At 74.6% G+C, this 20,367-nt stretch carries 20 protein-coding genes; 14 read left to right on the top strand and 6 right to left on the bottom strand.

What is annotated here, in order from left to right:
* Position 1: 1 nt before the first annotated feature.
* A complete protein-coding gene (locus DQ237_RS05035) occupies positions 2-871 on the top strand; it encodes an ABC transporter permease (protein WP_166509503.1) in 870 nt (289 codons plus the stop codon).
* A gap of 1 nt (position 872) precedes the next feature.
* On the opposite strand, the gene DQ237_RS05040 is transcribed toward DQ237_RS05035, so the two are convergent.
* On the bottom strand, positions 873-1,250 hold the full coding sequence (locus tag DQ237_RS05040; protein ID WP_113797806.1) for a YchJ family protein: 378 nt from the start codon (positions 1,248-1,250) through the stop codon (positions 873-875).
* An 88-nt stretch (positions 1,251-1,338) separates the two neighbouring features.
* Between DQ237_RS05040 and mftE the strand changes: the two genes are divergently transcribed.
* On the top strand, positions 1,339-2,034 hold the full coding sequence (mftE, locus tag DQ237_RS05045; protein ID WP_113797808.1) for a mycofactocin biosynthesis peptidyl-dipeptidase MftE: 696 nt from the start codon (positions 1,339-1,341) through the stop codon (positions 2,032-2,034).
* A 36-nt stretch (positions 2,035-2,070) separates the two neighbouring features.
* Here the strand turns inward: mftE and DQ237_RS05050 are convergent, their stop codons facing one another.
* On the bottom strand, positions 2,071-3,060 hold the full coding sequence (locus DQ237_RS05050; RefSeq protein WP_113797810.1) for an iron-siderophore ABC transporter substrate-binding protein: 990 nt from the start codon (positions 3,058-3,060) through the stop codon (positions 2,071-2,073).
* A 143-nt stretch (positions 3,061-3,203) separates the two neighbouring features.
* On the opposite strand from DQ237_RS05050, the gene DQ237_RS05055 reads away from it, so the two are divergent.
* From DQ237_RS05055 to DQ237_RS05095, 9 genes are all read left to right on the top strand, one after another.
* Positions 3,204-3,755, top strand: a complete 552-nt coding sequence (locus tag DQ237_RS05055; protein ID WP_113797812.1) for a cysteine hydrolase family protein — start codon at positions 3,204-3,206, stop codon at positions 3,753-3,755.
* On the top strand, positions 3,752-5,221 hold the full coding sequence (gene mftF / locus DQ237_RS05060) for a mycofactocin biosynthesis glycosyltransferase MftF (RefSeq protein WP_205730079.1): 1,470 nt from the start codon (positions 3,752-3,754) through the stop codon (positions 5,219-5,221). The genes DQ237_RS05055 and mftF overlap by 4 nt, the downstream gene beginning before the upstream one ends.
* Positions 5,218-6,474, top strand: coding sequence for an MFS transporter (locus tag DQ237_RS05065; protein ID WP_240619423.1), 1,257 nt, complete (start codon positions 5,218-5,220; stop codon positions 6,472-6,474). The genes mftF and DQ237_RS05065 overlap by 4 nt, the downstream gene beginning before the upstream one ends.
* Positions 6,475-6,559: 85 nt before the next feature.
* Entirely contained in the window at positions 6,560-7,120 is a 561-nt protein-coding gene (locus DQ237_RS05070; RefSeq protein ID WP_113797816.1) for a (2Fe-2S)-binding protein, read from the top strand.
* Positions 7,117-9,606, top strand: coding sequence for a xanthine dehydrogenase family protein molybdopterin-binding subunit (locus DQ237_RS05075; RefSeq protein ID WP_113797817.1), 2,490 nt, complete (start codon positions 7,117-7,119; stop codon positions 9,604-9,606). Before DQ237_RS05070 ends, DQ237_RS05075 begins: the two co-directional genes overlap by 4 nt.
* Positions 9,603-10,460, top strand: a complete 858-nt coding sequence (locus tag DQ237_RS05080) for a xanthine dehydrogenase family protein subunit M (RefSeq protein WP_113797819.1) — start codon at positions 9,603-9,605, stop codon at positions 10,458-10,460. The genes DQ237_RS05075 and DQ237_RS05080 overlap by 4 nt, the downstream gene beginning before the upstream one ends.
* A 90-nt stretch (positions 10,461-10,550) precedes the next feature.
* Positions 10,551-11,519: an SRPBCC family protein gene (locus tag DQ237_RS05085; protein WP_113797821.1), complete on the top strand. Its 969-nt coding sequence runs from the start codon at positions 10,551-10,553 to the stop codon at positions 11,517-11,519.
* Between the two features lie 67 nt (positions 11,520-11,586).
* A complete protein-coding gene (locus DQ237_RS05090; protein ID WP_113797823.1) occupies positions 11,587-12,273 on the top strand; it encodes a DUF222 domain-containing protein in 687 nt (228 codons plus the stop codon).
* A 17-nt stretch (positions 12,274-12,290) separates the two neighbouring features.
* Positions 12,291-13,151: an HNH endonuclease signature motif containing protein gene (locus DQ237_RS05095; protein ID WP_113797825.1), complete on the top strand. Its 861-nt coding sequence runs from the start codon at positions 12,291-12,293 to the stop codon at positions 13,149-13,151.
* Between the two features lie 68 nt (positions 13,152-13,219).
* Here DQ237_RS05095 and DQ237_RS05100 read toward each other — a convergent pair whose 3' ends face one another.
* The 3 genes from DQ237_RS05100 to DQ237_RS05110 are packed head-to-tail and all read right to left on the bottom strand — an operon-like array spanning position 13,220 to position 15,191.
* Positions 13,220-13,849, bottom strand: a complete 630-nt coding sequence (locus tag DQ237_RS05100) for an alpha/beta family hydrolase (protein ID WP_113797827.1) — start codon at positions 13,847-13,849, stop codon at positions 13,220-13,222.
* Positions 13,846-14,514, bottom strand: a complete 669-nt coding sequence (locus DQ237_RS05105) for an HAD-IA family hydrolase (protein WP_113797829.1) — start codon at positions 14,512-14,514, stop codon at positions 13,846-13,848. The genes DQ237_RS05100 and DQ237_RS05105 overlap by 4 nt, the downstream gene beginning before the upstream one ends.
* The gene (locus tag DQ237_RS05110) at positions 14,511-15,191 is read right to left on the bottom strand and encodes a DedA family protein (protein ID WP_113798522.1); all 681 of its coding nucleotides are present in this window, start codon (positions 15,189-15,191) and stop codon (positions 14,511-14,513) included. Before DQ237_RS05110 ends, DQ237_RS05105 begins: the two co-directional genes overlap by 4 nt.
* Positions 15,192-15,263: 72 nt before the next feature.
* Between DQ237_RS05110 and DQ237_RS05115 the strand changes: the two genes are divergently transcribed.
* Positions 15,264-16,562 carry an amidohydrolase family protein gene (locus tag DQ237_RS05115; RefSeq protein WP_113797831.1) on the top strand — a complete coding sequence of 433 codons (1,299 nt, stop codon included), beginning with the start codon at positions 15,264-15,266 and terminating at the stop codon, positions 16,560-16,562.
* On the opposite strand, the gene DQ237_RS05120 is transcribed toward DQ237_RS05115, so the two are convergent.
* Positions 16,559-17,362 carry an MBL fold metallo-hydrolase gene (locus DQ237_RS05120; RefSeq protein WP_113798524.1) on the bottom strand — a complete coding sequence of 268 codons (804 nt, stop codon included), beginning with the start codon at positions 17,360-17,362 and terminating at the stop codon, positions 16,559-16,561. The genes DQ237_RS05115 and DQ237_RS05120 overlap by 4 nt on opposite strands.
* A 43-nt stretch (positions 17,363-17,405) precedes the next feature.
* Between DQ237_RS05120 and DQ237_RS05125 the strand changes: the two genes are divergently transcribed.
* The gene (locus DQ237_RS05125; RefSeq protein WP_113797833.1) at positions 17,406-18,920 is read left to right on the top strand and encodes a TldD/PmbA family protein; all 1,515 of its coding nucleotides are present in this window, start codon (positions 17,406-17,408) and stop codon (positions 18,918-18,920) included.
* A complete protein-coding gene (locus tag DQ237_RS05130; protein ID WP_113797835.1) occupies positions 18,917-20,305 on the top strand; it encodes a metallopeptidase TldD-related protein in 1,389 nt (462 codons plus the stop codon). The genes DQ237_RS05125 and DQ237_RS05130 overlap by 4 nt, the downstream gene beginning before the upstream one ends.
* Positions 20,306-20,367 lie beyond the last annotated feature (62 nt).

The following is a 20,367-nucleotide window of genomic DNA, read 5'->3' on the forward strand; positions in this document are numbered from 1 at the left end:
CATGACCACCACCCGCGACGACGCCGCGCCGATCGACCTGCTCCCCGAGGTCCGCAGCGACCTGACCCACCAGCTGCGGGCCACCTGGGTGGTGACCCGGCGGGAGCTCCTGCGCTTCAAGCAGGACAAGGCCCGCATGGTCACGATGCTCCTGCAGCCGCTGCTGTTCATCTTCGTGATGGGCACCGGGCTCGGCAGCATCGTCGACACCGGCGGGGGCACCGACTTCCGGACGTTCCTCTATCCCGGGGTGCTCGCGACGTCGGTGCTGTTCACCGCCGCGTTCGCCGGCATCTCGCTGGTCTGGGACCGGGAGTTCGGCTTCCTGCGCGAGATGATGGTGGCGCCGATCTCCCGCGCCTCCATCATCTGGGGCAAGTGCCTGGGCGGGGCGGTCGTCGCCACCGGGCAGAGCCTGGTGCTGCTGGCCCTGATCGGGACGGTCGGCCTGCCCTACTCGCCCGCGCTGCTGCTGGAGCTCGTCGGCTGCCTGTTCCTCGGCGCGCTGCTGCTGACCGCGCTGGGCGTGCTGCTGTCGACCCGGATCAGGACCATCCAGGCGGCCATGCCGGTCAGCCAGCTGCTGATCATGCCCATGATGTTCCTGTCCGGGTCGCTGTTCCCGGTCTCCGGGCTGCCCCACTGGCTGGCGGTGCTCACCCGGCTGAACCCGCTCACCTACGTCGTCCAGCCGATGCGGCACGTCTCGCTCGACCGGCTCGCCCTGACCGCGGACGAGCGCGAGCGCCTGCTCCCGGTGCTCACCTGGTTCGGCTGGGAGGTGCCGACCGGGGTGCAGCTGCTGACCGTCGCCGTGATCACGCTGGGGCTGATCACCCTCGCCGCACGGGTGTTCCGCACGGCCGAGTGAGTCAGGCGGCGTCGAGGTAGCGCCAGGCGCCGCCGTCGCGGACGAACCGGCTGACCTCGTGCTGCTCACCGCCGACGCCGCCGTGCACGTAGCGCGCGACGAACTCCACGGTGCCCTCGGCGGCGAGCAGGCCGCCCGCGCCGGTCGCGAGGATCTCCAGCCCGGTCCAGCGGATCGCCGGGTCGAGCTCCAGCGCGCGCGGGCGGGTCCGCGGGTGCCAGGTGGCGAGCAGGTAGGCCGGGTCGCCGACGACGAAGGCGCTGTACCGGGAGCGCATGAGCTGCTCGGCGGTCACCGCCGCCGTCTCCCCGGAGTGCAGCCGCCCGCAGCACTCGCCGTAGGGCAGGCCGGACCCGCAAGGGCAGGGGCGAGGGGGCATGCCCGGAGTCTCCTCGGTGGGTGGTCCTGCGTCGGGGAGGGCCGGCGCCCCCGCCTGGTACTGCGGCCCGTCGCCCTAGGGTGCGGCGGTGACCACCCTCGCCGGGACGACCTGGCCGGAGCTCCCCGACCGGCCGCTGCTCGTCGTCCCGCTGGGGTCGGTGGAGCAGCACGGCCCGCACCTGCCGCTGGCCACCGACATCCGCACGGCGGAGACGGTGGCGCGGGCGGCGGTGGACGGGCTCGACGGCGCGCTCCTCGGGCCGGCTGTCGCGTACGGCGCCAGCGGGGAGCACGAGGGCTTCCCCGGCACCGTGTCGATCGGCACGGAGGCGCTGACGACGCTGCTGGTCGAGCTGGGTCGCTCCGCCGGACTGTGGGCCGGCCGGCTGCTCGTGGTCAACGGTCACGGGGGCAACCTCGACGCGCTGCGGGCGGCGGTGCCGCTGCTGCGCGCCGAGGGGCGCGACGCCGCGTGGTGGCCGTGCGCCGTCCCGGGTGGTGACGCGCACGCCGGCCGCACCGAGACGTCACTGATGTTGCACGTGGAACCTGGTGTGGTCCGGGAGGTCCGGGCCGAGGCGGGGGCGACGGCGCCGCTCCGGGAGCTGCTGCCCCGGATGCGCGCCGGTGGCGTGCGCGCGGTCAGCCCGAACGGCGTGCTCGGGGATCCGGCCGGCGCGTCGGCGGCGGAGGGGGAGGCGCTGGTGGCGGACCTCGCCGGGCGACTGCTCGCTGCGGCAGCCCGGTGGCGGGTGGACCCCGCCGGGCGGCTCCTGGAGTGAGCGGCCGGCGGGGTCCCCGCGCGTCGGACCGGTGCCTCAGGCGAGCGCGTCGGCGAAGAGCGGGACGGCGTTGTCCAGCGCGAAGCGGATGCCGAGGGCCGAGCCGCTGGAGAAGGCGTTGACCAGCGTGGTGTCCTCCAGGACGACGGCCCGCCCCTCGCGCACCGAGCCCAGCGCCTGCCACAGCGGGTTGCCGGTGAACTGCGATGCCTCGACGAAGATCGGGAAGGCGACGGTCAGCTCGGCGTCCAGCAGCGGCACCTGCTCCTCGCCGACCGGGATGAAGAAGTTGTCGGTCGCCAGGTCCTGGATCGCGGCCTTGTTCTCGAAGCCCAGCTGCTCCATGAAGTCGACCCGGGCGTCACCGCGGACGTAGGCGCCGAAGCCCGCCGAGGTGAACGCACCCACGGCCACCTCCGTGCCCTCGAACTCGGGGTGCGCCGCGGCGGCGTCGGCGAAGGCCTGGTCGACCTCGGCGGCGACCTCGTCGGCGCGGTCGGACTCGCCCAGCACCTGACCCACGAGCTCGAGCTGCTGCTGCCAGGTGGTCTGGTACGGGCCCACGCCCTCCGGCTGGCCGATGGTGGGGGCGATCTTCTGCAGCGCCTCGTAGCGGTCCTGCTCCCCGCTGGAGCGGGTGTCCAGGATGAGGTCGGGCTCCAGCGCGGCGATCGCCTCGAGGCTCGGCTCGAGCGTGTCGATGATCTCCGGGGCCTCGTCGTAGCGGCCCTCGGCCCACGGGCCGACGCCCTCGCCGCCGAAGCCCAGCCAGTCGCTGGCGCCCACGGGCTGGACACCCAGGGCCAGGGCGGTCTCGGCATCGGACCAGCCGAGGGCGACGACGCGCTGCGGACGCTCGTCGACGGTGACGTCGCCGAAGGCGGTGCTCACCGTGACCGGGAACTCCGCGGAGGAGTTCGACGACGGGCGGTCGCCGGCGGCGTCCTCGTCGGCGCCGCAGCCGGTGAGGACGAGGGCGGCGATGGCGAGTGCGGCGGCGCCGCGCAGGACGGGACGGACGGGCATGGCGATGTTCTCCTCGGTCGTGCTCAGGTTAGGCATACCTAAGCACGAGCCCGTCGACGAGTGGATGGTGGGCCGCCCTCGTTAGGGTCGGAGCCGTTCCGCGGGCGGTCGGTCGCGCGGCTCGGAGTCGAGGAGTGGGAGCGATGGACGGCGCCGCGGCGCAGGAGGGCTGGCTGGTCGTGATCGACCTCCAGCACGTCTTCGGCGACGAGGACTCGCCCTGGACCGCGCCGCGGTTCGAGGAGATCCGGCCCCGCATCCGCCGCCTGGTCGAGGCCTTCGGTGACCGCGTGGTGTGGACCCGGTTCGTGGCCCCGGCCCAGCCGGTGGGCGCGTGGAAGGAGTACTACGCGCAGTACGACTTCGCGCTGCAGCCGCCCGACGCCCGGATCTACCGGCTCGCCGAGGACCCGGGCGACCACCCGGTGGTCGACGCGACGACCTTCGGCAAGTGGGGGCCGGACCTGGTCGAGGTGGTCGGCGAGGGCCCGCTGACGGTCGTCGGCGTCGCGACCGACTGCTGCGTCCTGTCCACGGTGCTGCCCGCTGCCGACGCGGGCGTGGCGGTGCGCGTGGTGACCGATGCGTGCGCCGGGGCCGGCGACGAGGACCACGAGCGGGCGCTGCAGGTCATGGGCGGCTACCAGCCCCTGGTGTCGTTCGCGACCACCGACGAGGTCCTGGCCGGCGCGTGACCGGGCCGGTGCCCGTCCCGCCCCGTCGGCGGCTGCCCGACGGGTTCACCGTCCGGCTCGATCCCCGCACCCGGCGCCGGGACGGCGGCGCCACGCTGCTCGGCGGCTCGCCCCTGCGGCTGCTCCGCCTGACCCCCCGCGCCGCCGCGCTGCTGGCCGGGGACCGGCTCGAGGTGCGGGACCCGACCGGCGCCGCGCTGGCGGCCCGGCTGCTCGACGCCGGGGTCGCCCATCCGGCGCTCGCCCCCTCGGCCGTCGGTGACGTGACCGTGGTGATCCCGGTCCGCGACCGGCCGGCCGAGCTGGCCCGGCTGCTCGGCGCGCTGCGCGCGGATCCGCGGACCGCAACCCTGCCGGTGGTCGTGGTGGACGACGGCTCGGACGTCCCCGTGGCCGCGCCCGCCGGGGTGCGCGTGCTCCGCCACCCGGCCCCGCGCGGGCCGGCGGCGGCACGGAACACCGGCCTGGCGGCCGCCGGCACCGAGCTGGTGGCCTTCCTCGACTCCGACTGCTGCCCGCTGCCCGGGTGGCTGGACCGGTTGCTGCCGCACCTCGCGGACCCGGGGCTGGCTGCCGTGGCGCCGCGGATCGTGCCCCTGCCCGGGGCTGCGCGCGGCTGGATCTCCCCGTACGAGGACCTCGCCGCAGCGCTCGACATGGGCACCCACCCGGCGGCGGTGCGGCCGCTCTCGTCGGTCTCGTACGTGCCGAGCGCCGCGCTCCTGGTCCGCCGCGCAGCCGTGGGCGACGGCTTCGACCCCGCGATGCGGGTCGCGGAGGACGTCGACCTGGTGTGGCGGCTGTCCGGCGCGGGCTGGCGGGTCCGGTACGAGCCGGCCGCGGAGGTGGCGCACGAGCACCCGGCCGGTCTGCGGGACTGGCTGCGCCGCCGCGCGTTCTACGGCACGGGCGCGGCGCTGCTCGCCGCCCGGCACGGCAGCGCGGTCGCCCCGGTGGTGCTGGCGCCGGAGGCGGCGCTGACCTGGGCTCTGGCCGTCGGGGGCGGGCGCGCGGGGCGCGTGGCGGCTGCCGGCCTGGGAGGCCTCACGGCGCTGCGGCTGGCCCGGCGGCTCCGGCGCCCCGGCGAGCCCCTCCCCGTGGCGCTGGCCACGGTCCTGACCGCGCGCGGGCTGGCCGCCTCCGGGCAGGCCCTGGCCCGCGCGGCGACCCGGCACCACTGGCCGGCGGCGGTCGGGGCCGCCCTGCTCTCCGGCCGTGCCCGGAGGACGGTCCTCGCGGCGGCGCTCGCCGACGGGGTGCTGGCCTGGTGGCCGCACCGGGCGCGGCTGGGCCCGGTCCGGTGGACGGCCGCCCGGCGGCTGGACGACCTGGCCTACGGCACCGGGCTCTGGGCGGGCGCGCTGCGGGCGAGGGATCCGCGGGCGCTGCTGCCGGCCCGGCCGCCGCGGACCTGGCACGCCGTCCGGGAATGCCGACCGGCGCGCACGGCTTCGCCTCCAGCGTGACCGATGGACCGCCCGCACCGCCGCAGCCCCTCCCGACCGGACGGCTGGTGGCCGCCGTCGTCGCGCTGGCGCTGGGCGGCTTCGCGATCGGCACCACCGAGTTCGTGACGATGGGCCTGCTCCCCGACATCGCCGAGGGCGTCGACATCGACATCCCCACGGCCGGGCACGTCATCTCCCTGTACGCACTCGGCGTCGTCGTCGGGGCGCCGGTCATCGCCGCCCTGGGCACCCGGCTGCCGCGGCGCGGCCTGCTGATCGGCCTGATGGTGGCCTTCATCGTGGGCAACGCCCTCACCGCGCTGGCGCCCGCGTACGGCTCCCTCCTCGTCGCCCGGTTCGTGGCCGGGCTGCCGCACGGTGCCTACTTCGGCGTCGCCTCCCTCGTCGCCGCCTCGCTGGTCGCGCCGCACCTGCGTGGCCGTGCGGTGAGCTCGGTGATGCTGGGGCTCGCCATCGCCAACGTCGCCGGCGTGCCGGCCGCGACGTGGCTCGGGCAGCAGTTCGGCTGGCGCAGCGCCTACTGGGCCGTGGTGGTCATCGCCGCGCTGACCATCGCGGCGGTCGCCGCCGTCGTCCCCGGCGCCCCGGGTAACCGCGAGGCGACCGTCCGGTCGGAGCTCGGCGCGCTGCGCCGCCCGCAGGTCCTGCTCACGCTGGTGGTGGGCGTCGTCGGCTTCGGTGGGATGTTCGCCGTCTACAGCTACATCGCCCCGCTGGTCACCGACGTGACCGGGATGTCGCGCGGGTCGATCCCGTGGGTGCTGTTCGCGTTCGGCGCCGGTGGCGTGGTGGGGACGGCGCTGGGTGGGCGGCTGGCCGACCTCGCCCTGTTCCGGTCGCTGGTGGGCACGATGGTGACCACCGGCGTGCTCCTGGCGCTGGTCCCGCTCGCCGCCCGGACGCCGGTCACGGTCGTGACGCTCATCTTCTCGGTGGGCGCGGCGGCCTCGGCGCTCGTCGTCTGCCTGCAGATGCGGCTCATGCAGGTCGCCGGTGAGGCGCAGATGCTGGGCGCGGCGCTCAACCACTCGGCGCTCAACGCGGCGAACGCCCTGGGTGCCTGGCTCGGCGGCGTGGTGATCGCCGCGGGACTCGGCTACACCGCCCCGGGCATGGTGGGTGCCGGGCTCGCCGCCCTCGGCCTGGTCGCCCTCACCGCGTCCGCGGTGCTGCGCCGGCGCACCCTGCGGGCCCGCGCCGAGGACCGGTCCACGGAGCGGGAGGAGGCCGCGCAGGTGAGCGTGGCCTAAGTCACTCTCCTGGGTGCAGACTCCGGTCGAGGCCCGCGGCGACGGCCGCGGAGGCCCTCGACCCCTGCAACGAGGCGGAGGACCGATGACACCCATCACCGTGCGCGTGGACGGCGCGGCCTACACCGACGACGTCGAACCCCGGACCCTGCTGGTGCACTACCTGCGCGAACAGCTCGGCAAGGTCGGCACGGTGGTCGGGTGCGACACCAGCAACTGCGGCGCCTGCACCGTGCACCTCGACGGCGAGGCCGTGAAGAGCTGCACCGTGCTGGCCGTCCAGGCCGACGGCTGCGAGGTGACGACGATCGAGGGCGTCGCCCGCGGCGCCGTTCTGCACCCGGTGCAGAAGGCGTTCCACGAGATGCACGGCCTGCAGTGCGGCTACTGCACGCCCGGGATGATCATGGCGTCGATCGATCTGCTGAAGGACAACCCGGACCCTAGCGAGGACGAGGTGCGGGAGGGCATCGAGGGCAACCTCTGCCGCTGCACCGGCTACCAGAACATCGTCCGGGCCGTGCAGCACGCCGCCGCGGAGATGCGCGGTGACACCTCCGCCTCGAACGGTCACTCCGGCAACGGGCACGTCCGGCCTGCCGTCGTGGACACCGCGGCCGCTCCGCACGTGGCGGTGCAGGCATGACCGCCGTCGAGGAGCGCGCCGAGGCCGCCGCGCCCGAGGTCGGCAAGGCCCGCCGCCGCAAGGAGGACGCCCGGCTCATCACCGGCAGGACGCAGTGGACCGACAACCTGGTCCTGCCGGGGATGCTGCACCTGGCCGTCGTCCGGAGCCCGGTCGCGCACGCCCGGATCGCCTCGGTCGACGTCACCGCGGCCCGCGAGGCGCCGAACGTCGTCGCCGTCTTCACCGGCGCGGACCTCGCCGAGGAGCAGGGTTCGCTGCCGTGCGCCTGGCCGGTGACGCCGGACATGGTCAACCCCGGCCACCCCTCGGTCGCCGTCGACCGGGTCAACCACGTGGGCGAGGCGGTCGCGGTGGTCGTGGCCCGCAGCCGGGTCGCCGCCCAGGACGCCCTCGAGCTGGTCGACGTCGACTACGAGCCGCTCCCCGTGGTGCTCGACATGGAGGCCGCGCTCGCCGACGGCGCCGCCAGGGTGCACGACCACATCGACTCCAACCGCAGCTTCCACTTCGTCTTCGACGCGGGCGAGATGGGCACCGGCAGCGCCACCGACCAGGCGTTCGACGACGCCGAGGTCGTGGTCAGCCGCCGGTTCGTGCAGCAGCGGCTGATCCCGGCGTTCATGGAGCCGCGCGCCGTCGTCGTCCAGCCGCAGGGCGACAACTACACGATGTGGTCCTCCACCCAGGTGCCGCACATCCTGCGGCTGATGCTGGCGATGGTCACCGGCACGCCCGAGCACAAGCTGAGGGTCATCGCGCCGGACGTGGGCGGTGGCTTCGGGGGGAAGCTGCAGGTCACGCCGGAGGAGGTGCTCACCTTCCTGGTGGCCCGCCGGCTGGGCAAGCCGGTGAAGTGGGCCGAGAACCGCAGCGAGTCGCTGATGAGCGCCCACCACGGCCGCGACCAGATCCAGTACATCGACATCGCCAGCGACCGGCAGGGCAACGTGAAGGGCCTGCGCTGCCGGATCCTCGCCGACATGGGCGCCTACCTGCGCCTGGTCACCCCGGGCGTGCCGATCCTGGGCGCGTTCATGTTCCTGGGCATCTACAAGTTCCCGGCCTACCGGTTCGAGTGCGACGGCGTCTTCACCAACAAGACGCCGACCGACGCCTACCGCGGCGCCGGGCGGCCCGAGGCCACCTTCGCGGTCGAGCGGATCATGGACGAGCTCGCCGTCGAGCTCGGCATGGACCCGCTGGAGCTGCGGCGCAAGAACTGGATCAACGCCGACGAGTTCCCGTTCACCACCGCGGCCGGCCTGGAGTACGACAGCGGCGACTACGACGCCGCCACGCGCGAGGCCCTGCAGCTCATCGGCTACGACGAGCTGCGCGAGGAGCAGCGCCGGCGCCGGGAGTCCGGCGACCCCGTGCAGCTGGGCATCGGGTTCTCCACCTTCACCGAGATGTGCGGCCTGGCGCCCTCGCGGGTGCTCGGGTCGCTCTCCTACGGGGCCGGCGGCTGGGAGCACGCGGCAATCCGGATGCTGCCCACCGGCAAGGTCGAGGTCGTCACGGGCGCCTCGGCGCACGGGCAGGGCCACGAGACGGCGTGGAGCCAGCTGGTCGCCGACCGGCTCGGCGTCCCGTTCGAGGACATCGAGGTGCTGCACGGGGACACCTCGGTCGCCCCGCGCGGGCTGGACACCTACGGGTCGCGGTCGCTGGTGGTCGGTGGCGTGGCGGTGGTGAACGCCGCGGAGAAGGTGGTGGCCAAGGCTCGCCGGGTCGCGGCGCACCTGCTGGAGGCCAGCGAGGAGGACCTGGAGTTCAGCGGCGGCTCGTTCGGCGTGCGGGGCACCCCGGGCACCGGCATCTCCATCCAGGAGATCGCCCTGGCCACCTTCGCGGCGCACAACTTCCCGGAGGGCATGGAGCCCTCGATCGACGCCGAGGCAACCTTCGACCCGGAGAACTTCTCCTTCCCGCACGGGACCCACATCTGCGCGATGGAGGTCGACACCGAGACCGGGTTCGTGAAGATCCGCAAGTACGCCTGCGTCGACGACGTCGGCACGATCGTGAACCCGCTGATCGTCGAGGGTCAGGTGCACGGCGGGCTGGCCCAGGGCATCGCGCAGGCCCTCTACGAGGAGGCCGTCTACGACGAGGACGGCAACCTCACCACCGGCACCTTCGTCGACTACCTGGTGCCCTCGGCCGCCGACCTGCCGCACTTCGACACGGGCAACACCGTGCACGCCGCACCCGGCAACCCGATCGGCGCGAAGGGGGTGGGCGAGGCGGGCTGCATCGCCTCGACCCCGGCGGTGGTCAACGCCGCGCTGGACGCCGTCCGGCACCTGGGCGTGACCGACATCCGCATGCCGCTGACACCCGAACGCGTCTGGCGGCCGATCCACCAGGGAGGGGACGGCGGGGATCGCGCTCCCGCCGGCTCCAACGCCTACGGCGGCGCGCAGACCGAGACGACGACCGGAGTCTCCACGGAGGCCTCGGCGCTGGGAGGCGACCGATGATCCCCGCTCCTTTCGCCTACGCGCGGCCGACCACGGTCGAGGAGGCGCTCCAGGCGATCGCCGACGGCGGTGAGGACGTGAAGGTCCTCGCCGGTGGGCAGTCGCTCATCCCGGTCATGCGGCTGCGGCTGGCCGCACCCGGCACGGTCGTCGACCTCGGCAAGGTCGACGGCTTGCGCGGCGTGCGGGACGACGGCGACGCGATCGTCATCGGGGCGATGACGACGCACTCCGACGTGCTCGCCGACCCGCTGATCGCCGAGCACGCGCCGCTGATCGCGGAGGCGACCGGCACCGTCGCCGACCGGCAGGTGCGCCACCGGGGGACGTTCGGCGGGGCGCTGGTGCACGCCGACCCGGCGGGGGACCTGCCGGCGGTGGCGCTGGCGCTGGACGCGCAGTTCGTGATCGCCGGGCCGTCGGGTCGGCGGACCGTGCCGGCGAGCGAGTTCTTCGTCGACTACCTGACGACGGCGGTCGAGGAGGGCGAGCTGCTCGTCGAGGTGCGGGTCCCGAAGCTCACGGGCCAGTGGGGCATGCGCTACGAGAAGTTCAACCGCGTGGCGCAGGCGTGGTCGATCGTGGCGGTCGCAGCGGCGGTCCGGCGGGAGGACGGGCACATCGCCGAGGCCCGGATCGGGCTCACCAACATGGGCCCGACGCCGCTGCGGGCGCGTGCGGTGGAGGAGGCGCTGGCCGGCGCCGAGGCGACGGCGGAGGCGGTGGGTGCGGCGGCCGCGCGCGCGGCGGAGGGCACCGACCCGAGCAGCGACCTGAACGCGCAGGCCGACTACCGGCAACACCTGGTCACGGTACTGACGCGCCGGGCGGTGAGCACCGCCGCCGGGTTGTAGTTTCCTTCTACCCGCCGGCCCGTACCCGTTCGTCACGGCCGACCCGCTCCTCCGGGAGCGGGTCGGCCGAGCACTCCAGGAGGTCAGCCCGTGCAGCTGGAGAACTCGTTCACCGTCCCGGTCCCCGTCGACGAGGCCTGGCGGGTGCTGCTCGACATCGAGCGGATCGCTCCCTGCATGCCGGGTGCCGCGCTGGACTCCGTCACCGGCGACGACTTCACCGGGCGGGTGAAGGTGAAGCTCGGGCCGATCAACCTGACCTACCAGGGCAAGGCGTCGTTCGTGGAGAAGGACGAGGCGGCGCACCGGGCCGTCATCGACGCCCGGGGCAAGGACCAGCGGGGCAACGGCACCGCCGCCGCGACCGTGACCGCCGTGCTCAAGGCGGAGGGTGCGGTCACCCGGGTCGACGTGCTCACCGACCTGAACATCACCGGGCGCCCCGCGCAGTTCGGCCGGGGGGTGATGACCGACGTCGGCAACAAGCTGCTCGGCCAGTTCGCCGACAAGCTCGCCGCCCAGCTGGGTGAGGGCGACGCCCAGGGCAGCGCCGACCGGGAGTCCGCGGCGCAGAAGGCCGTGGCGACCGCGTCGGGCGCGGTCGAGGAGATCGCCGCCTCCGCCGAGCAGGCCGCGGGCAACGGCGCGGTGAAGAAGGCGGCCGCCGCGACGAAGAAGGCCGCCGCCGCCACCACCGACAAGGCGTCGGCCGGTGCGGCGGCGAAGCCCGCGACGAAGGCGCCGGCGAAGAAGGCGGCTGCCGCAGCTGCGACCCCGACCGCTGCCCGGGACACCGCGCCCTCGGCCAAGGCGCCCAGCACGCCGCCCAAGGGCCCGACCGCGCCGCCCGGCCGCCCGGCCACCGGCGCTCCGCTGCGCAGCGTGCCCTCGGGCGCGCCCACGCAGAGCACCCGTCCGGCACCGAGCGAGCCGCAGCCGATCGACCTGCTCGAGGTCGCCGGCGGCGCGGCGCTCTCGCGGTACGCGGCGCCGGTGGCCGGAGCGGCCGCGGTGGTGCTGGTGGTGGCGCTCCTCGTGCGCCGCCGGCGTCGCCGCTGACGAATCCCCGGCTCAGGGCTGCGAGCGACACCGGAAACTGTCGGACCCCCTCCGTAGCCTCGTACACGTGTTCGAGGGTGGTGGATTCGGCGTCGGCGTGACGGTCGACGTCCTCGCCCTGCCCTCCTGGCCGGCCGAGGTGCTGCCCGCCGGCGTGCGGTCGCGCCCCACCCGGCTCGGCGAGCTGATGCCGGTCGCCGCGCGCACGGGGAGCGAGATCGCCGTCGAGCTGCAGCGCATCCAGGCGCTCGAGGCGCGGCTGGCCGCCTACCGCACCGAGCTGGTGGCCGAGCTGGCCGGCCGGCGTCCCGACTCCGACGACCGGCAGGTCGGTGAGCCCGGCGCTGCGTCGCCCGGCTGGCTGCCGGGGCCGGGGCAGGAGTCGGCACCCGGGGTCAGCGAGTTCTTCGCCGACGAGCTGGCGCACGTGCTGCACTGCTCGCGGACGGCGGCCTCCACGCTGGCCGACCAGTCGCTCGTGCTGCTGGGGTTCCTGCCGGCGACCTGGGCCGCCCTCGCCGACGGCGCGCTCGACTGGCCCCGCGCGCGTGCCGTGGCAGTCGAGCTGGGGCCCGTGGTCCGCGACGTCGCGCCGCAGGTGCTCGCCGCGATCGAGTCGGCGGTCCTGCCTCGGGCGGGAGAGCTCTCGGTCTCCGGTCTCCGCGCCGCGGTGCGTGCCGAACTGCTACGGCGCGACGAGGCGGCGGCCGAGCGGCGCCGCCGGAGCGCCCGGCGCCGGCCGGGATCACGCTGAGGCCCTGCCCCGACGGCATGGCCGAGCTGCGCGTCTTCCTGCCCCGGCCGCTGGCTGACGCGGTGCAGGACGCGATCGACCGCTACGCGCGGCTGGCCCACGCCGACGACCCCTCCCGCTCCATCGGTGAGCTGTCCGTGGGTGTGTTCGCCGACCTCGTGCTCCGCCCGTGGGACACCAGCCGACCGGCCGTCACAGCCCAGGTCACCGTGCTCTGGCCCCTGCCCGGCGAGGACGGCGATGCCCCGCCGGCGGAGGTCGACGGTCACCCGATCACCCGGGCTCAGCTGCGTGAACTCCTCGAGGAACTGGACGCGCTGTGCCCGGGCGGTCTTCGGGCGCCGGCCGGTGGATCGCTGCACCTCGCCCTCGTCGATCCGCGCACGGGTGCGCTGCGGGCGACGCTCACGCGGGGCGAGCTGGAGCGCCTCGTCCGGCGGGGCTGCCGGGTGCACCCGGCGACCGACTGCGGGTGCTCCATCGCAGGGCGACCGCCGGTGACGGACCGGTACCACCCCTCGGCGGCGCAGCGGCGGTTCCCCACCGTGCGGGACCGAACATGCCGCCACCCCGGCTGCGGCAACCGCGCCGGGTGGGCCGACCTCGACCACGTCGTCGCGCACGCCGAGGGTGGGGAGACCAGCTGCGAGAACCTCTGCTGCCTGTGCCGCCGGCACCACCGGCTGAAGACCTTCGCGCCCGGCTGGCGGTTCGAGATGACGCCGGACGGCGCACTCTCCGTGACCTCCCCGAGCGGAACGACCCGGACGACCCGACCGCCGGGCTACTGGGCGGCGATGGGATATCCGGCGCCACCGATCGGAGCCGAACTGGAGGCCCAGCTCGCCGCCGGGCCGGGGGAGGATCCGCCCTTCTGAGCTGGGAACCGCTGCCGATCAGCGCAGGGTTGATCAGCGCAGGGTTGATCGGCGCAGGGTTGATCGGCTCAGCGGGGCAGCACCTCGGTGAGCCAGGACATCGCCGCGGCCGCGACCAGGTGCGGGTTCTTCTTCAGCGAGTGGTCACCCGGCACGGCGTACACCGACGCCCCGGGCTGCCCCTGCAGCGCCGCGGCCACGTGCTCGGGCCGGCCCATCGCGTCCGTCTCGCCCTGCACCACGACCAGCGGCACCCCGACCCCGACCAGCTCGGCGGCGCGGCTCTTCTCCGGCCTGCCCGGCGGGTGCAGCGGGAAGGCCAGCGACAGCACACCGGCCGCCCCCTGATCGGCCGCGGTCCGGCACGCCACGCGGGCCCCGGCGCTCCGGCCGCCCAGCACCAGCCGCCCGGGCAGCCGGTCCAGCACCCGCAGCCGGTCGAGCACCGCGTGCCACGCCTCGTCCAGCCGCGGCGGCGCGGGGGCGATCCGCTTCCCCGCCACCCGCCACGGCTGGTCCACCCGGTGCACGAGCCACCCGGCGCCGGCGGCCTCGGCGGCGAGCAGCGCCAGGTCCGGCGACACCGATCCGCCGCCTGCGCCGTGCCCGAGCACCAGCGTGCCCTGCTCCCCGGAGCCCGCCGAGTGCACCCGGGCGGGCCCGTGCGGGGTGTCGATCGACGTCGTCGCGTCGGTCATGCGGGCAGCGCCAGCAGTGCGTCCACCGCGCCGGCGAGGTCGTCGGCCCGGACGTGCGGCGCCTCGTAGACGTGCGGGTACACGCGCTCGCTGCGCGGGAACCACACCCCGGTCAGCCCGGCCCGCTGCGCGCCCAGCACGTCCCAGCCGTGCGCGGCCACCAGCGCCAGCCGGTCCGGGGCCACCCCACAGGAGCCGGCCGCCCACAGGTACGCCTCGCGAGCCGGCTTCCAGGCGCGGATGACCTCGCTGGACAGCGTCGCCGCCACCAGGGGAGTGATGCCCCCGCGCTCCAGGCCTGCCTCGGCGACCCCCGGTGAGCCGTGCGACAGCGTTACCACCCGAACCCCGGCCGACACCAGCCGGCGCAGCGCCGGCTCGACGTCCGGATGCGGCGCCAGCTCGCCGAACGCCTCCAGCACCGAGGCGCGTGCCTGCTCGTCCAGACCGCTCTCCTGGGCCAGCGCCGCGTCGAACGCATCGCGGAAGGGCACCCAGTCGCCCACGACAGAGGCGGCGAACCCGGTGAGCAGCGTGCGCGCGAAAACCGCGGACAGCAGCGACGCCGCCTCGCCCGCCTCCACCAGCGCCGCGCGCACCGGAGCCAGGTCCAGCACCGTCTCGTTGACGTCGAAGGCGACGACGTCGGGCCGGCGGCGCGTCATGCCGCCTGGTCGCGCTCGTCCGGCGGCAGGTCCGACCCGGCGGTCGACGGGCGGTCCAGCCTGCCGCTGAGCTTCCGGTACACGAACCAGACGAACACGAGCACCGCTGCCGCCACGACGACGTAGTCCAGGTAGTGCAGGTTCTTCTCGATGAAGTCGCCGGCCGCGACCCCGATGCTGATCAGCACGCTGTTCCAGATGAGGCTCCCGCCCGCGGTGAAGAGCAGGAACTGGCCCAGGGGCATCCGCACGACGCCGGCCGGCACCGAGATGAAGCTGCGCACGATCGGCACCATGCGGCCGAAGAAGACCGCCGAGCGGCCGTGCTTCTCGAACCAGGCGAAGGTCTTGTCGACGTCCTCGGTCTCCACCAGGGGGAGCCGGTCCAGGAAGGCGTGCGAACGCCGGGGGCCCAGGCCTCGGCCCACGTAGTAGAAGAACAGCGCGCCCAGGACCGAGCCGAGGGTGGCGAAGAGGATGACCGGCACGATCGACATCCGGCCCGCGTTGATCAGCACCCCGGCGAGCCCGAGCACGGCCTCGCTGGGGATCGGCGGCACCACCGTCTCGGCCAGGATGCTCAGTCCGACGCCCACCGCCCCGAGCCGATCCACCAGGTCCAGCAGGAACCCGGTGATCCCACCCTCGTCGGAGGCGGCAGCGGCGAGGATGTCCATGCCGCCCACGGTATCGGCGCTCCTGGTGCGCTGCCGCGACGTGTGCCGCGGACCCGGCTACCGTCGGCAGACATGCGCCAGCGCTTCACCGCCCGGGCCGCCGTCGTGGGGGACCGCGCCGGGACCGTCGTCGCCGATGCCGTCGTCGACGTCGACGACGGCCGGATCACCTGGATCGGCCCGGCCGGCGAGGCACCGGACGCCGGGAACGCGGAGGTGGTCGCGCTCCCCGGCGTCCTCACCCCCGGCCTGGTGAACGCCCACTCGCACGCGGCGATGGTGCTTTTCCGGGGGCAGGGCGAAGGGCTGCCGCTGGACCGCTGGCTGCAGGAGGTCATGTGGCCGCGCGAGGCGCGGCTCACCCCCGAGGACGTCGAGGTCGCGATGACCGCTGCCTCGGCGGAGATGCTGGGCAACGGCATCACCACCAGCGTCGAGATGTACTTCCACCCCGAGCGGATCGCCGCCGCCGTCGGTGCCACCGGCGCTCGCGCCGTCATCGCCACCCCACTGCTCCCGCTGCCCGGCATGCCGCCCATGGAGGAGCAGCTGCGGGCCGCCGTCGCGCTCGCCGCCACGGCCCCCGACGACGGCACCGTGGAGTACGGCCTCGGCCCGCACGCGGCCTACACGGTGCCCCTGCCGCTGCTCGCCGACGCCGCCCGCGCGGCGCGGGAGCACGGCCTGCTGCTGCACCTGCACGTCGCCGAGACCGCCACCGAGGGCGACGAGCTGTTCGCCGCGCACGGGCTGAGCGTCCCGGCGCTGCTGGCCTCCTACGACGTCCTGGGCGGGCGGGTGCTGGCCGCGCACTGCGTGCACCTGGACGACGCCGACCAGGAGCTCTGGCAGGAGTACGACGTCGCCGTCTCCCACTGCCCGGCGAGCAACGCCAAGCTCGCCAGCGGCGTCGCCCCGGTGCGCCCGATGCTCGACCGGGGCATCCGGGTGGGCCTGGGCACCGACGGCCCGGCGTCCAACGACTCCCTCGACCTGTTCGCCGACCTGCGCCTGGCCGCGGGCATGGCCCGGCTGCGCGAGCGGTCGGCCACCGCGCTCACCGCCGCCGAGGCGATCTGGCTGGCCACCGGGGCGTCCGCGGACGCGATCGGCCGCCCCGATCTCGGGCAGCTGGAGGCCGGCCGACGGGCGGACCTGGTGCACGTCGACACCCGGGACCTGGTGTTCGAGCCGGTCGGCGACCTCGGCGACGTCCTGGCGCACCTGGTCTGGTCCGGTGCCGGCCGGCACGTGCGCGACGTGTGGGTGGGTGGCCGGCAGGTCGTCCGCGACGGCGCCTCGGTGCACGTCGACGTCGAGGCGCTGCGTATCGACGTCGCCGAGCGCGCCGCCCGCCTGGCCGCGGGCTAGGCCCGCAGACTGATCGTCTCGCCGCGGTAGGCGGGTCGAACGGTGCCGGGCAGGCGCCGGCGGGCCACCTCGGCCACGAAGTCGCCCAGCGGCGAGGCGAAGCGGTCGTAGTCGTCGTAGTGCACCGGCACGGTGACCGGCGGCTTCAGCAGCTCCACCAGGTCCGCGCCCTGCCGCCCGTCCATCGTGACGGTCAGGCCGAGCGCCTTGGTGCCGCCCAGGTGGGGGATCACGACGTCCAGCGGGCCGCAGCGCTCCAGCACCTCGCCGAGGAACGGCCGGAACAGCGTGTCGCCGCTGATGTAGCCGCGCCAGCTCACCTCGCCGCCGCGCACCAGCTCCAGCACGCTGCCCATCACCGGGGGCAGCACCCTCGCCAGCAGTCCCGGCCCGTGCACGCCCGGCACCGAGGTGATCCGCAGCTCGTCGTCCCCGGCGGAGAGCACGTGCCGCTGCCACGGCTTCAGGTCCGACGTCGCCTGGAAGCCCTTGCGGCCCAGCGCCTCGGCCGCGGCCTGCGTGGTGACCACCGGCGTCGCCTTGTCCAGGTTGTCGGTGGCGATGTCGTCCCAGTGGTCGCCGTGCAGGTGCGAGAGCAGGATCGCGTCCAGGGCGGGGAGCTGGGTGGGCTGCAGCGCCGGGTCGGTCAGCCGCTTGGTCCACAGCCCCTTGCCGAGGTAGGCGCGCTGACCGCGGTGCAGGAAGCTCGGATCGGTGAGCAGGGTGAACGCCCCGACCCGCAGCAGCATCGTGGCGTTGCCGCCGAAGGTCATCGTCACGTCGTCCACGGGGTCGGCCATGTGCACGCGCGTACCCGCGTGTCGCGCTGGTAGACAAGGTCTCGTGCCATCCCCCCGCGCCATCGACGAGGCGTTCCTCGCGCTGCCGCTGTCCGCGCTGACCGACGCCGCGCTCACCCGCGCCGTCGACCTCGGCTGCGAGCACGCCGACATCCGCGTCGAGCGCATCCGCACCCAGACGATCAGCCTGCGCGACGCCCGCCCCGAGGCCTTCACCGACGGCGAGGACCTCGGCCTCGCCGTCCGCGTGGTGCACGAGGGCACCTGGGGATTCGCCGCCGGCGTCGTCCTCACCGCGGCCGAGGCCGTGCGCCTCGCCGAGGAGGCGGTCGCCGTCGCCCAGGTCGCCGCCGCGCTGAACCGCGACGGCGTGGAGCTGGCGCCCGAGCCGGTGTACGCCGACGCCGAGTACGTCTCCGCCTACGACGTCGACCCGTTCACGGTCCCCGATGCCGAGAAGACCGCGCTGCTCACCGAGCTGTCCGAGCAGCTGCTCGCCGCCGACGGAGTCGAGCACGTGCAGGCCACCTGCATGCTCGTGAAGGAGCAGAAGTACTACGCCGACACCGCCGGCACCCGCACCCGCCAGCAGCGGGTGCGCATCCACCCCGACCTCACCGCACTGACCGTCGACCGCGCCACGGGCTCCTTCGAGAGCATGCGCACCCTCGCGCCGCCGGCCGGCCGCGGCTGGGAGTACCTGACCGGCACCGGCTGGGACTGGCGCGCGGAACTGGCCGAGATCCCCGAGCTGCTGCGGGAGAAGACCAAGGCGCCGTCGGTGCAGTCGGGCCGGTACGACCTCGTCGTGGACCCCTCCAACCTGTGGCTGACCATCCACGAGTCCATCGGTCACGCCACCGAACTGGACCGGGCGCTCGGCTACGAGGCCGCCTACGCCGGCACCTCGTTCGCGACGCCGGACAAGCTCGGCACCCTGCGGTACGGCTCGTCGATCATGAACGTCACCGGCGACCGCACCGCCCTGCACGGCCTCTCCACCGTCGGCTGGGACGACGAGGGCGTCGCCGGCCAGCAGTGGGACATCGTGAAGGACGGCGTGCTGGTCGGCTACCAGGTCGACCGCAACATGGCCCGCCTGCAGGGCATGGATCGCTCCAACGGCTGCGCGTTCGCCGATTCGCCCGGTCACGTGCCGGTGCAGCGGATGGCCAACGTCTCGCTGCAGCCCGCGCCGGACGGCCCGTCGACCGAGGACGTCATCGCCGGCGTCGAGCGGGGGATCTACGTCGTCGGCGACAAGAGCTGGTCGATCGACATGCAGCGCTACAACTTCCAGTTCACCGGCCAGCGGTTCTACCGGATCGAGGGCGGCAAGCTGGCCGGCCAGCTGCGCGACGTCGCCTACCAGGCCACCACCACGGACTTCTGGGGCTCGATGCGCGTCGTCGGCGGCCCGCAGACCTACGTGCTGGGGGGCGCGTTCAACTGCGGCAAGGCCCAGCCCGGCCAGACGGCGGCGGTCAGCCACGGGTGCCCGACGGCGCTGTTCGAGAACGTGAACATCCTCAACACCGTCGAGGAGGCCGGGCGATGAGCCACCAGCGCGCGCAGGACCTGGTCGAGCAGGCGCTGGCCGCGTCCACCGCCGACGGACAGGTCACCTTCGTCGTCGAGGGGTCCGAGGCCAACCTGCGGTGGGCGGGCAACAGCCTCACCACCAACGGCGCGATGCGCTCGCGCCAGGTCGTCGTTGTCTCCTTCGTCGACGGCGGCACCGGCGTGGCGGCCGGCACGGTGACCCGCAGCGGGACGCCGGACATCGCCGAGCTGGTCGCCGCCAGCGAGCAGTCCGCCCGCGACGCCGGTCCGGCCGAGGACGCGATGCCGCTGATCGGCGAGACGCCGCCCGGCGCCGGCGACTGGGACGCCGACCCCGCGGAGACCTCGATCGGCGTGTTCGCCGACTTCGCCCCGGCGCTGGGGCAGGCGTTCGGGGAGGCCGCCGACCGCGGCGAGCTGCTGTACGGCTTCGCCGAGCACGGCATGAGCACCACCTACCTGGGCAGCACCACGGGCCTGCGGCTGCGGCACGACCAGCCCACGGGCCGGGTCGAGCTCAACGGCAAGTCGCCGGACTTCAGCCGCTCCGTCTGGGCCGGCACGAGCACCCGGGACTTCCGCGACGTCTCGGTGGCCGAGCTCGCCGCCGACGTGCAGCGGAAGATGGCCTGGTCGCAGCGACGGATCGACCTTCCGGCCGGGCGGTACGAGACGCTGCTGCCGCCCTCGGCCGTGAGCGACCTGATGATCTACCTGTACTGGACGATGGAGGCCCGCGACGCCGACGAGGGCCGCAACGTCTTCGCCAAGCCCGGTGGCGGCAACCGGATCGGCGACCGCCTCGCCGAGCTGCCGCTGACCCTGCGCAGCGACCCGCAGTACCCCGGCCTGGAGGCGGCCCCGTTCCAGGTGGTCGGCTCCTCCTCGGGTGCGGCGTCCGTGTTCGACAACGGTATGGCGACGCCCGCGGTGAACTGGATCGAGAACGGTGTGCTGGCCAACCTGGTGCGTCCGCGCGCCTGGGCGCTCAGGACCACCGCCCCGGCCACCGCGGCGGTGGACAACCTGGTCCTCGAGGATGCCTCCGCAACGGCCACGCAGGAGGAGATGCTCGCCGCCACCGAGCGCGGGCTGCTGCTGACCACGCTCTGGTACATCCGCGAGGTCGACCCGCAGACGCTGCTGCTCACCGGGCTCACGCGCGACGGCGTCTTCCTCGTGGAGAACGGGGAGGTGGCCGGCGCGGTGAACAACTTCCGGTTCAACGAGTCGCCGGTGGACCTCCTCGGCCGGGCGGTGCAGGCCTCGCGCACCGAGCGGACGCTGCCGCGGGAGTGGAACGACTGGTTCACCCGCACGGCGATGCCGGCCCTCCGGGTCCCCGACTTCAACATGAGCAGCGTCAGCCCCGCGAGCTGAGCCGGATCGCGCTCCGCGACCCGCACACTGCGGATCGTGACCGTCTCGTGTCCTGACCGGGT

The organism is Blastococcus sp. TF02-8 (genome assembly GCF_003319175.1).
In the GTDB taxonomy this organism is placed as follows: Bacteria; Actinomycetota; Actinomycetes; order Mycobacteriales; family Geodermatophilaceae; genus Blastococcus.

Excerpts from the sequence above, each read along its gene's own strand:
- DQ237_RS05070 (WP_113797816.1), top strand. The coding sequence starts at position 6,560 with ATGACACCCATCACCGTGCGCGTGGACGGCGCGGCCTACACCGACGAC.
- DQ237_RS05095 (WP_113797825.1), top strand. The coding sequence starts at position 12,291 with ATGGCCGAGCTGCGCGTCTTCCTGCCCCGGCCGCTGGCTGACGCGGTG.
- DQ237_RS05115 (WP_113797831.1), top strand. The coding sequence starts at position 15,264 with ATGCGCCAGCGCTTCACCGCCCGGGCCGCCGTCGTGGGGGACCGCGCC.
- DQ237_RS05110 (WP_113798522.1), bottom strand. The coding sequence starts at position 15,191 with ATGGACATCCTCGCCGCTGCCGCCTCCGACGAGGGTGGGATCACCGGG.
- DQ237_RS05080 (WP_113797819.1), top strand. The coding sequence starts at position 9,603 with ATGATCCCCGCTCCTTTCGCCTACGCGCGGCCGACCACGGTCGAGGAG.
- DQ237_RS05040 (WP_113797806.1), bottom strand. The coding sequence starts at position 1,250 with ATGCCCCCTCGCCCCTGCCCTTGCGGGTCCGGCCTGCCCTACGGCGAG.
- DQ237_RS05075 (WP_113797817.1), top strand. The coding sequence starts at position 7,117 with ATGACCGCCGTCGAGGAGCGCGCCGAGGCCGCCGCGCCCGAGGTCGGC.
- DQ237_RS05100 (WP_113797827.1), bottom strand. The coding sequence starts at position 13,849 with ATGACCGACGCGACGACGTCGATCGACACCCCGCACGGGCCCGCCCGG.
- DQ237_RS05055 (WP_113797812.1), top strand. The coding sequence starts at position 3,204 with ATGGACGGCGCCGCGGCGCAGGAGGGCTGGCTGGTCGTGATCGACCTC.
- DQ237_RS05120 (WP_113798524.1), bottom strand. The coding sequence starts at position 17,362 with ATGGCCGACCCCGTGGACGACGTGACGATGACCTTCGGCGGCAACGCC.
- DQ237_RS05050 (WP_113797810.1), bottom strand. The coding sequence starts at position 3,060 with ATGCCCGTCCGTCCCGTCCTGCGCGGCGCCGCCGCACTCGCCATCGCC.
- DQ237_RS05130 (WP_113797835.1), top strand. The coding sequence starts at position 18,917 with ATGAGCCACCAGCGCGCGCAGGACCTGGTCGAGCAGGCGCTGGCCGCG.
- DQ237_RS05035 (WP_166509503.1), top strand. The coding sequence starts at position 2 with ATGACCACCACCCGCGACGACGCCGCGCCGATCGACCTGCTCCCCGAG.
- DQ237_RS05105 (WP_113797829.1), bottom strand. The coding sequence starts at position 14,514 with ATGACGCGCCGCCGGCCCGACGTCGTCGCCTTCGACGTCAACGAGACG.